The organism is uncultured Psychrobacter sp., assembly GCF_947488565.1.
GTDB lineage: Bacteria > Pseudomonadota > Gammaproteobacteria > Pseudomonadales > Moraxellaceae > Psychrobacter > Psychrobacter saeujeotis.
The window spans coordinates 1,016,415-1,027,954 of sequence record NZ_CANKZC010000001.1; the positions used below are offsets into that span (position 1 = coordinate 1,016,415).

The following is an 11,540-nucleotide window of genomic DNA, read 5'->3' on the forward strand; positions in this document are numbered from 1 at the left end:
TTTACTTAAACCTTAGCAGATCAATAAACAGCAAATTACTGTGGATCGGCTGTGGTGGTTTTAAGCAGTGTTGCAATATTCGCCGCTTTGGGTTTAACCAAATACACCTTACGAACATAATGTTCAAAGTCAGCCAATATTGTCTGACCCCACGCACTACCTGTCTTCTCCACGTGTACTTCAATAACCTGCTGCAAATGGATACGATGTTCTTCAGTCTGTTCACTTGAGATACGGTTTAGGTCAATCAGCTCATGATTGCAGCGATCAAAAAAGTCTCCATCCATATCAAGTACATAAGCAAACCCGCCTGTCATACCCGCTCCGAAATTAAGTCCTGTACGACCAAGAATCGTGACGATACCGCCTGTCATATATTCGCAGCAATGATCGCCAGTGCCTTCGATGACGGCATGAGCGCCAGAGTTACGTACCCCAAAACGCTCACCTGCTGTACCTGCTGCATAGAGCTTGCCACCTGTCGCACCATACAGACACGTATTGCCGATAATAGCGGTTTCTTGTGCGCTAAAGTTTGAGTCTTTTGGCGGATAAATGACTATCTCGCCACCTGCCATGCCTTTACCGACATAATCATTGGCATCACCTTCAAGCTCAATATGCAAGCCGCCTGCATTCCAAACGCCTAAGCTTTGCCCTGCAGTACCTGTTAAATGCAGCTTAATAGGCATGTCACTCATGCCAAGATTGCCCCAGACTTGTGCAATCTCACCGGAGATACGGGCGCCAATAGAGCGATCACAGTTGCCGACATAATAGCTATAATCACCACCACTACCTTTACGGATATTAATCAGCATATCACTAATCATCTGCTCAGCAAGCAAGCCTTTATCGAACGGCTCATTACGCTCAACCTGACAAGTTTGCGCTTTGCCACTACTGGCAGGATGACTAAATAGTAACGGCGTCAAGTCAAGATGACGCTGTTTGTCAGTATTGCCCTCTAAGACGTCAAGCAGATCTGTACGCCCGACCAGCTCTTCCATACTACGTACGCCAAGAGCGGCGAGCCATTCGCGCGTTTCAGTGGCCACAAATTTAAAGAAATTGATAAGCATCTCAGCTTCACCAATAAAGTGCTCGTCACGCAGCTTAGCTTTTTGCGTGGCAACCCCTGTCGGACAGTTATTAAGATGACAAATTCGCAAGTACTTACAGCCAACTGCAATCATCGGTGTGGTACCAAAACCAAAGCTTTCTGCTCCAAGAATAGCGGCTTTGACCACATCAAGGCCTGTTTTGAGACCGCCATCAGTTTGCACGCGTACTTTATCGCGCAGACCATTGACGCGTAGCGACTGATGCGTCTCAGCTAACCCTAGCTCCCATGGCGAGCCTGCATGGTGAATAGAGGACAGTGGCGAGGCTGCGGTACCGCCATCATACCCTGAGATGGTAATCAAATCGGCATAAGCTTTTGCTACACCTGTTGCAATGGTACCAACGCCTGGACGCGAAACTAATTTAACTGAGACCAAGGCATCTGGATTGACTTGTTTTAAATCAAAAATAAGCTGGGCAAGATCTTCGATAGAATAAATATCATGATGCGGCGGCGGTGAGATGAGTGTCACTCCAGGCACAGAGTAACGCAAGCGGGCAATCAAAGCATTGACCTTTCCGCCTGGCAGCTGACCACCCTCGCCAGGTTTTGCACCTTGCGCAACTTTAATCTGCATGACTTCTGCTGAGCGCAAGTACGCAGGCGTGACCCCAAAACGACCAGAGGCGACTTGTTTGATTTTTGAGTTGCGTAGGGTACCATAACGAGTGGGATCTTCACCGCCCTCCCCTGAATTTGAGCGTCCGCCAATGGTATTCATCGCCATAGCGATTGATTCATGCGCCTCGGGTGATAGCGCGCCAAGCGACATACCAGCCGAGTCAAAACGCGCCAAAATCTTTGCTGTATCTTCAACTTCATTGACATCGATACTGTTATCCGTTTTGAGTTGCAACAAATCACGTAAGGTTGCAACCGGACGGCTATTGACCAAGTCGGCATACTGACGATAATTGTCATAATCGCCCGTACGTACGGCCGTATGTAAGCTATTAATCACATCAGGATTAAAGGCGTGATATTCTTTATTGAAGACGAATTTTAGTAAGCCCCCTTGATCCAGTGGCGCGCGACGTTTAAAAGCATTGGCCGCCAATTGCGCCTGGTCTGCTGCCAGATCGGCAAAGGTAGCGCCTTTGATACGGCTTTGTACGCCTTTAAAGCATAAGCTCACGACTTCTTCAGAGAGCCCAACCGCTTCAAATAATTGTGCGCCGCGATAAGAGACAATGGTAGAGATGCCCATTTTTGATAATATTTTTAGTAAACCTTTATCCAAGCCTTTTCGAAAGTTAACCCGTGCTTGAATCGGATCGCCAAGCAACTCCCCTGTTGCAACCAAATCATCAATGACATCATAGGCTAGGTATGGATAAACGCAGGTTGCCCCAAAGCCTATCAATACTGCTACTTGATGTGAGTCACGTGCCAGACCAGTCTCAATGATTAAGTTGGCATCAGTACGGATACCTTGAGCAATCAAGTAATGATGCACCGCACCAGTTACCATAATGGCGTTCGCTGGTACTTTATCTGCAGCGATATTCTTATCGGACAATACAATCAAGGTATGACCAGCACGGATAGCGCGTGCCACTTCTTCGCAAATAGCGTTGATAGCCTCAGACAGCTCTAGCGTACGATCATAGTTTAGATCAATACGTGCCATCTGAAACGCTGGATCATCCAAGGTTTCAAGCTGCCGCATTTTGCTGGCTGATAATACTGGCGACGATAAAATAATGCGATGCGCATCTTTTTCTGATGGCGCAAATACGTTGGTTTGAGCACCAAGACACGTTTGCAGCGACATGACGATTGACTCACGCAGGGGATCAATCGGCGGGTTGGTTACTTGTGCAAACTGCTGACGAAAGAAATCTCCAACATGGCGAATTTGCTGCGATAACACCGCCATTGGCGTATCATCACCCATCGAACCGACTGGCTCTTGACCATTTTCGGCATTGGGACGAATGATTTCAGTACGCTCTTCATTGGTAATGTGATACATTTTTTGCAATGCTTTTAACTTATCACCGCGGCATGCTTGCGCTGCTAGCTCTTCTTCCAAACGCTCATCATCGCGGATACGTTTCGCTTCTTCACGCAGCCACTTGCGATAAGGATGAGCCTTTTTAAGTAAGGTGGCAATGGCTTTAGTATCTAAGATTTGACCAGTCAATGTATCGATAACCAGCATCTGACCTGGGCCTACGCGTCCTTTTGCTAATACATCTTTGGGATCATAATCCCAAACGCCCACTTCAGAGGCCACCGTGATATAGCCATTCTTAGTCGTCACCCAACGTGAGGGTCGCAGACCATTACGATCGAGCATACAGACCGCATAGCGCCCATCTTGAATCACCAGACCTGCTGGCCCATCCCACGCTTCCATATGCTGCGAATAAAACTCATAAAATGCACGCAAGTCCATATCCATGCTATCGACATTTTGCCAAGCTGGTGGCACAAGTATCGACATGGCATGAAACAGATTCATACCGCCTGACATCAGCACCTCAAGCATATTGTCTAAGCTCGATGAGTCTGAACCTGTACGGTTGACCAGTGGCGACAACTCATTCAGGTTCGGCAATTTATCTGATTTTAGCTTTGGCGTACGTGCTTCTGACCAATTACGGTTACCTGTGATGGTGTTAAGTTCACCGTTGTGGGCAAGATAGCGAAATGGCTGCGCGAGTGGCCAACGCGGTAGCGTGTTGGTTGAAAAACGCTGATGAAATACCACAATATGGGACGCCAAACGCTCATCTTGTAAGTCTAAAAAGAAAGCTGGCAGATCTGAGGGCATCACAAGCCCTTTATAAATAATCGTCTGGCAACTTAATGAGCACACATAAAACAGTTCGTCATCTGCCAAGCGCTGCTCTGCTTTTTTACGAGCGACAAACAACTTACGGTTAAAATCATCTGCGGCTAGATCATCAGGTGCATTGACAAACACTTGCTTAAAATCAGGCAGCGTCTCACGGCCAATCTCACCGACGATACTTAAGTCGAGTGGTACATCACGCCAGCCTACTACATCTAGGCCTTGCGCAGTGATTTCTTCGGAGAGTATCTGCTGGCTATGCTGAGCTTTATTATTATCTACGTTAACAAAGACCATACCGACAGCAAAATTGTCATTGAGCACAAGCTGCTGCTCAGTGGCAATCTGCTGAAAGAACTCCGTAGGCGTTGCTAACAATAGACCACAACCATCACCAGTTCTACCATCGGCAGCAACACCGCCGCGATGGGTCATACAACTTAAGCTATGAATAGCAGTCTTTACCAGATTGTGGCTGGCTTGACCCTCAATATGAGCAATCAAACCAAAGCCACAGTTATCAGAGAAGTCATCTGGCGTGGCCAAATGCGTATGGGAGGAAATCATTGACATGGCTAGTCCTTTTAAGTGAACGGGCAGCCTATGTATCCAATGCAGAACATAGGCTAAATGCCGTAGGCAGAACGGGTTAATGATAAATACTCATATTTCCGGATAAATAAATGATGCGATTAACAATAGGTTTTAGCGCGTTGAAAGTGACAAAATACTCATCACTGTCGCATTTATTTAAGACAGACCACTAAATAGACGGCTGCTAAGCATTAATAGAAGCAAGATAAGAGCGTCGATAAAAAGCTAATCGTTAAAGTATTAGCACGTTGTTCTTTGCTTGGCAGCTATTTATAGCTTTTAGTTATAAGCATCAATATGACACATATATCGATCAACAACTGACTGAAAGCCTGACAACACGGTTTTCAATTGAGTTTGAATATCAGACACTTTACATTCAAGCGTCTTAACAACCCTAGGAAGGAAGAGGATAAGAGGATTTGTACTACCATTCTTAATAAACTTAATGCAAATGGTCAGTCAATACGCTTGAAGCGACGACGCTACCATAAAAGCTTGCAACAACAGCATAAAACAAAGGCCAACCGAAATAGCTGCTTTACAGTAACTCTACAAAGTGTCACCCATATTCATATTAGTTAATGATTATAGAAAAATCTAGTCTTTTTTATTAATTCATTTAATTATGGTATTAAGAGTTGTTTCAAACTTTTAGTATTAGAACACGTAATTAGCTATATTAAAATCTTCATAAAATACTGCTGAGTTATTTTTATTTTCTTTAAACTCTTATGGTCTTAAAAGGGCTCATAATCATAATTGAACGATTACTGGTAACCAGTTTTCAAAAATATGGCGGCTCTCCGATGCTACTTAGTAAATCATTTAATAAATCGGCACAAAAAAGCCTGCAAAACTTACGTTTTGCAGGCACAGCAACTAGCGATAAAGGCAGCGCTAATCAGCTGGTAAAGTGCTAGTCAGTTTTTTCTTCGATGAGCTCTTTGATGCTATCGTCTTTGTTTTTAGCTGCTCCAGCGCTATCGTTTCTAGCCGACCCAGCATTGGGGTTTTTCACGGTTTCGTTACTGGCGCTTTTATTAGCTGGGGCTGAACTTGGGCTGTTTTTCTCACTGCTGTCTGGCGCAGTTGGCGGTTTTGGCGTAGGAACCACTGGTAAGCTTTTGTCTTCCGACCCAGAACTACGGGCATTATCTTCTTTTTTAGCGGTGGTTGATGAGACACGCCCTTCATCTTCGGTAATCACAGTACGCTCTTCATTTACTGCCAACGTTGCAGAGGTATCCTCTGATTGACGAATGCTCTCAACAGTGCCATTGTTTGCCATTTGATTACCGTTCCCAGCTTCATTGCTTGCCAAGCCTTCATCTGCCTTGCGAGCTGGTACCTCACGTTCAGTCGGCTGCAATCTGACAGATCTCGAACGTCTCGTACTTAAGTCTTTGATGGGTCCAGGACGCTCATAGTTATCGACAATACCGACATAACGGCTGATCTCTTCTGGCAGCACACGTACGTCAGCTGGTAATCCAAAATCAACCAATTTAGCTGCGCCTACTGCTTCTTGCGGACTACTCATTAGTCCATAAGTCAGCATATAACGCAGTTGATTATTATCATCACGGTAACGAAAGTATGAAAACTTCTTACGATCATCACGGCCTTCTAGATAACTGGTAATGACTTCGTTCTCTGCTACGTTCATGACTTGTACAGTCCATTTACCTTTATTGGCTAGCAAATAACGCTTGTCTTTAAACTCATCAGGGTAGTTGCGCAAATCACGGATGGTATCTTCAAAGTTAATCGGTTGAACGTCATTATCAAGCTCATGCAACGCTTCAACAGATAAGGGTTGTGTCAGCTCAGTGCTGAGGGCTTCTGGCGCTGCTATTGGCGCGTTTTCAATTTTGGCACCGATAGCGGGAGTCTGACTAAACATCCAAAGCAGGGCGGTCAAAACCCCTAAAAGCAAAGTCATCATCAGCCACATTAAAGCCTGCCTGCGATATGACGTATGTTTTGAACGAGTCGTTGAGCTCGATGAGACCATGAGTGTTTCCTTGGGGAAAATAGGGTGAAGCATGTTAGTAAACTATAGCGAATCAGCTATCTAACGACTCATGTTATAGTGATTAAGTATAGTCTATGACAAAACATCGTTAAGTAGCTGCGTATCAAAATCATCTGTTAACACCGCTTGTCCTATTGATTTTAACAAAATTAGACGAATTTGTCCGCCTTTCACCTTTTTATCATGCCCCATAAGTTCTAAAGCTGTATCGACATTGATAGGTGGTGGGTCAATTGGTAAGTTAGCAAGTATCAATACACGTTTGATCCGCGCCACATCAGCTTCACCTAGCCAGCCCATCATTTGTGATAGCTGAGCCGCTTGCACCATACCAGCGGCAACAGCTTCGCCATGGAGCCAACTACCGTAACCTTCGTGAGTCTCAATCACATGGCCAAAAGTATGACCAAAATTGAGCAACGCTCGCATACCAGCTTCTCTTTCATCTTGCGCCACTACGGCCGCTTTATACTCACAACAACGCTTTACAGCCGCTCCAAGTACTGCCAGATCCAGCTGCATCATGGCAGGTAGATTTGTTTCAAGCCACTCTAAAAACTCGATATCCATGATCAACGCATATTTGATGACTTCAGCCAATCCTGCCGATAGTTCACGCGCAGGTAAAGTTTTGAGGGTGCTCATATCAGCCAGTACCATTTTCGGCTGCCAAAAAGCGCCTATCATGTTTTTACCTTGCGCATGATTGATACCAGTTTTGCCGCCTACGCTTGAATCTACTTGCGACAATAAGGTGGTCGGGATTTGAATAAAATCCACGCCGCGCATAAAACTTGCCGCTGCAAACCCAGTCATATCACCAATAACACCGCCCCCAAGAGCCACTAAGGTTACATCACGATTAAAATGCTGAGCCATCAAGGCATCATAAATTTGATTGATGCTATCTTGGTTTTTATATTGCTCACCATCAGGAAGTATGCAAACAGCGACAGTAAATGAATCTGCTAACTGCTCTTGTAACTGCTGCAAATATAAAGGCGCAACGGTATCATTAGTCACAATCAATACTTGCTGACCATTAATATAAGGCGCAATGCTTGTGGCCATATCGCACTGCTCGACAATAGCTATCGGATAATCATGGCTTTGAGTATGAACGGTCAACTTTGCGTTAAATAGTGGCGCTGCCATAAAATTTCCTATATTTGATATGTCCATTTGCGGCTCATTACCAGATGGCATAAAGCATTTTTAATCTATAAGCGGCTTTGGCGTTGAAGACGTTTGTATGTTGTCGTCTGTGTCTGGTGTTTGGATATCGGTTGTTACCTGCTCTTTTAGTGTTGTTGACTCTAAATCTGTGCTTACAGCCACCAAAAAAGTCTTCAACTGCTGTAATAACTGATTGACCATATGACGAGGATAGGTATGACCAGTCGGCAATACAATGTGTGCCACTTGTCGATACAATGGATCGCGAGTGCTATACAAATCTTGTAGTATTTTTCTGGGATTGGGTTGTTGCAATAATGGGCGCGACTTGTCTTTAGCAGTGCGAGCCATTTGTACCTCTACGGGTGCGTTCAAATAAACCACGATACCGCGCTGATGCAGAAACTTTCGATTGTCAGCGCTCATGACAGCGCCGCCACCTGTTGCAAGGACGATATGCTGACGCTGAGTCAACTCATCAATTGCTCGTGTCTCACGTGCTCGAAACCCCACCTCGCCTTCTTTTGCAAATATCCAAGCAATATCAGCACCTGTTTGTAACTCGATATACCAGTCACTGTCCATAAATTCTCGTCCTAGCTGCTTAGCAAGCAACCGGCCAATAGTGGTCTTACCCGCTCCCATCGGCCCAACTAAGAATACCGATGGCAATTCCTCCAACATAGCACTCACTCAGATAAATTAACTATCATACAACGTCATCGTTATTCTGGCTAGTAATGAGCTGGGTTTATTATCAGTAAAATTAGATTTTATTAAATGATAGGCCATAAAAAAGCAAGCACTTAGGCTCGCTTTTTTATGGCTTGTGACCTATGAACAAAACAGATTTAATCCAAACGGCTAATACCGTCGTTAATGAGCTTTGGTGTGACAAAAATAAGCAGCTCTTCTTTTGCGTTGCTACGGACATCTTTACGGAATGCGCGACCAATATAAGGCAGATCGCCCAAGAATGGCACTTTATCCACCCCATTAGAGACACGGTTTTTGAAAACACCACCAAGTACGATGGTTTGTCCATCTTCTACAATCACATTGGTTGAGATAGAGTCTTCTGCAATAGCAACTTGATTATTGATGATAGTTGGCGTGCCATTGGTAATCATTAATTGTAGGCCAATCTTACCATCAGGCGTAATATTTGGGGTTGCCTCTAAGCTCAACGCTGCTTCTTTAAAGCTGGTAGAGGTGGCTCCACTAGCTGATGCTTCTTGATAAGGAATTTGTGTACCAGATGAAACCTTGGCGGTTTGTTTATCAGCGGTTAAGATCTTAGGAGTAGAAATAACTTCACCGCGGTTGTCTGCTTGTAATGCTGACAGCTCTAGATCTAGCATGATATCTGACATAGCCAGTAGACCAAAAGCAATACTTCCTGCAGGATTCGCCACTCCCAAATCAACGTTTAGATTGTCAGGGCGACTGATATCGTAGGAAGGATAGGATACGGTCTGACCATTGACTGTTGTTGTCTCAACATCAAAATCTTTTAGATCCCACAAGGTTTGATTACTACCACCGACCAGTAGGTTGCGGTTATTGGCTGCGCCATTGGATAAGATACCCCAGCGTACACCGATCTCTTTACTAAAACTATCAGAGGCACTCACAATACGCGCTTCGATCATCACTTGACGTACTGGAATATCGATTTTGCTAATAAGCCTATGAATATTTTCAATACTATCAGCCACATCTTTGACGATTAACGTATTGGTACGTTCATCAATCGTTACCGTACCGCGATTGGACAATAGGCTATTGCTATCTTCTACGCGACTGCTGTTTGAGCTACCGCCAGACGGACCACTGCCCTGAGAGATAAGGTTGAACACATCTTGTGCTTTAGCATAGCTCAAACGTATATATTCAGTGCGTAATGGCGCATAGGATTCGACAGCTTGCTGAGCTTCAAGCTCTTGCGCTTCTTGTGCTGCAAGCTCAATTGAAGGTGCAATCAGTATAACGTTACCATTTTCACGCTTATCTAAGTTTTTGCTTTTTAAAATAATATCAAGGGCTTGATCCCAAGGCACATTGATAAGACGGAGTGTAATATTGCCACTAACGGAGTCACTAGCAACAATGTTCATATCAGTAAACTGCGCTAAGATATCCAGTACGCTACGAATCTCAACGTCTTGAAATTCCATAGATAGTGCTTCACCACTATAGACCTTTTCTTCAAGCGTCGGTTCACGCAATAACTCAGGTTTGCTAATACTGATATTTAGCTGATTGCCTGACTGATACGCTTGATACTCATAGTCACCAGTCATATTAATCGTAATAACACCGCTTTGACCTTGATTTTTGGTATCAACACTATCTACAAGACCACTGTTAATATTTAAACGACGCAATAAATTTCGAGGCACGGTGCTACCAGTCATACGTACTAATAGCTTGTTGCCTTGGCGCTGTACATCAACTGGAATGGCCTCATTGGCGAGCACAATACTGACATTACCGCCACCATTATTCTCCGCCGTAAAATTCAAGGCACTCAGACCGTCGTAACTATATTGCTGGCTTACTTGCGAGGACGCCAACCTAGGATCTAATAATGGGTTAACGCGAACAACCATCGTGTCAGTAGGCGCTTGTACCTTAATGGCTTTTGAGCCGGTAACGACAGGAGTTACCCCAGCACTACTGGTCTCGACGATAGGCGTCACAATCGCTGTCGTGGTCAGCGCATCATCATTAACAATAGTAGTATTTGGTTTTGATAAAGCTCTAGAGGCTGTAGTAACAGGTACAGTCGTTACGGTTTGACTATTAGGAACTATACGATTTGGATCAGTAATAGTCAGGAGTAAATCATTGCCATCAACAGCAGTCGTATAGTCGCCGCTCTGCTTTAATCCCACAATCAAACGTGTGGTACTATCGTTACTCAATGTTGTGACATCATTGACCATACCAATATTATAATTGCTAAATCGGCTGACCAAACCATTTTGCACTTGTTCAAAATCTAGAACTAAGCGACTAGGATCATCAAGCTGATAAGCGGCAGGCAGTACTGGCGCGCCATTAAATCCTAAACGCAGCTGGGTTACCGCAGGTGCGGTCTGTACCACAGAGACATTATCGATGCGTTCCACTGCATAAGCTGTACTACTAATAGCAATCATACTAATTGCCAACGCAGGTATTGCAAAGGCAGAAGACATACGGTTACTCATTGCCATTACCCTATTATTGCGTACTGTCATTACTTATTCCTCAAAAAATCTGCCAACTTAATTTATAGGTGAGACCAACGACTGAGGTCTTTCAATGAACCCAGCGCGGCTATCTGGCACAATTTCAATCAAATTAATCTGGGTCGGCGTGATTTCAACAATACGGCCGTCGTTTGGTCCAAGATAATCACCTACTTTAACGTTAGCGACCGAACCATCTGGACGTTGAACCAATGCATACTGTTGACCTTCAGGAGAGATCAATATGCCACGAAAAGTAAGCTGTGCAATATCGTACTGCTCAAGTGGCTGTTTGATTCGTGTAATATCAGGACGCACACCATCCGATGGTATATTTGGCCCCTGCACGTTGATGAGACTTGGCGGCAGGAACGGGCTACGCACTAAACTTGCACTATATACAAAATCTTCTACCAATTTGGCTTCTGGCGGCGGCTCAATTGGCTGCGAAGGCGAGTTGCGAATCTCACTCATTGCCTGACCTGCCATACCAATCCGATCGGTACAGCCAGTCAACGATATGGCTGCAATACTTAACATAAACAGGGCTGGGGATTTTCTAATATCCAT

Annotated in this window: 5 protein-coding genes and 1 pseudogene; all 6 read right to left on the reverse strand. The window is 44.5% G+C overall.

Annotated elements, in window-relative coordinates:
• Positions 1 to 35 precede the first annotated feature (35 nt).
• The 6 genes and pseudogenes from gltB to Q0890_RS04175 all read right to left on the reverse strand — a co-directional run bounded on the left by gltB (position 36) and on the right by Q0890_RS04175 (position 11,540).
• Positions 36 to 4,499 (reverse strand): glutamate synthase large subunit, encoded by a 4,464-nt coding sequence (gene gltB / locus Q0890_RS04150; RefSeq protein ID WP_299217908.1) that lies wholly within the window; start codon positions 4,497 to 4,499, stop codon positions 36 to 38.
• Positions 4,500 to 5,439: 940 nt separating this feature from the next.
• On the reverse strand, positions 5,440 to 6,537 hold the full coding sequence (locus tag Q0890_RS04155) for a hypothetical protein (protein ID WP_299217910.1): 1,098 nt from the start codon (positions 6,535 to 6,537) through the stop codon (positions 5,440 to 5,442).
• Positions 6,538 to 6,630: 93 nt separating this feature from the next.
• A complete protein-coding gene (aroB, locus tag Q0890_RS04160; protein WP_299217911.1) occupies positions 6,631 to 7,713 on the reverse strand; it encodes a 3-dehydroquinate synthase in 1,083 nt (360 codons plus the stop codon).
• Between the two features lie 141 nt (positions 7,714 to 7,854).
• Positions 7,855 to 8,418 (reverse strand): annotated as a pseudogene (gene aroK / locus Q0890_RS04165) (shikimate kinase AroK); the annotation flags it as partial.
• A 167-nt stretch (positions 8,419 to 8,585) separates the two neighbouring features.
• Entirely contained in the window at positions 8,586 to 10,979 is a 2,394-nt protein-coding gene (pilQ, locus tag Q0890_RS04170) for a type IV pilus secretin PilQ (RefSeq protein ID WP_299217913.1), read from the reverse strand.
• Between the two features lie 27 nt (positions 10,980 to 11,006).
• Positions 11,007 to 11,540, reverse strand: a complete 534-nt coding sequence (locus tag Q0890_RS04175) for a pilus assembly protein PilP (RefSeq protein ID WP_299217915.1) — start codon at positions 11,538 to 11,540, stop codon at positions 11,007 to 11,009.

Excerpts from the sequence above, each read along its gene's own strand:
- gltB (WP_299217908.1), bottom strand. The coding sequence starts at position 4,499 with ATGTCAATGATTTCCTCCCATACGCATTTGGCCACGCCAGATGACTTC.
- Q0890_RS04155 (WP_299217910.1), bottom strand. The coding sequence starts at position 6,537 with ATGGTCTCATCGAGCTCAACGACTCGTTCAAAACATACGTCATATCGC.
- aroB (WP_299217911.1), bottom strand. The coding sequence starts at position 7,713 with ATGGCAGCGCCACTATTTAACGCAAAGTTGACCGTTCATACTCAAAGC.
- pilQ (WP_299217913.1), bottom strand. The coding sequence starts at position 10,979 with ATGACAGTACGCAATAATAGGGTAATGGCAATGAGTAACCGTATGTCT.
- Q0890_RS04175 (WP_299217915.1), bottom strand. The coding sequence starts at position 11,540 with ATGGATATTAGAAAATCCCCAGCCCTGTTTATGTTAAGTATTGCAGCC.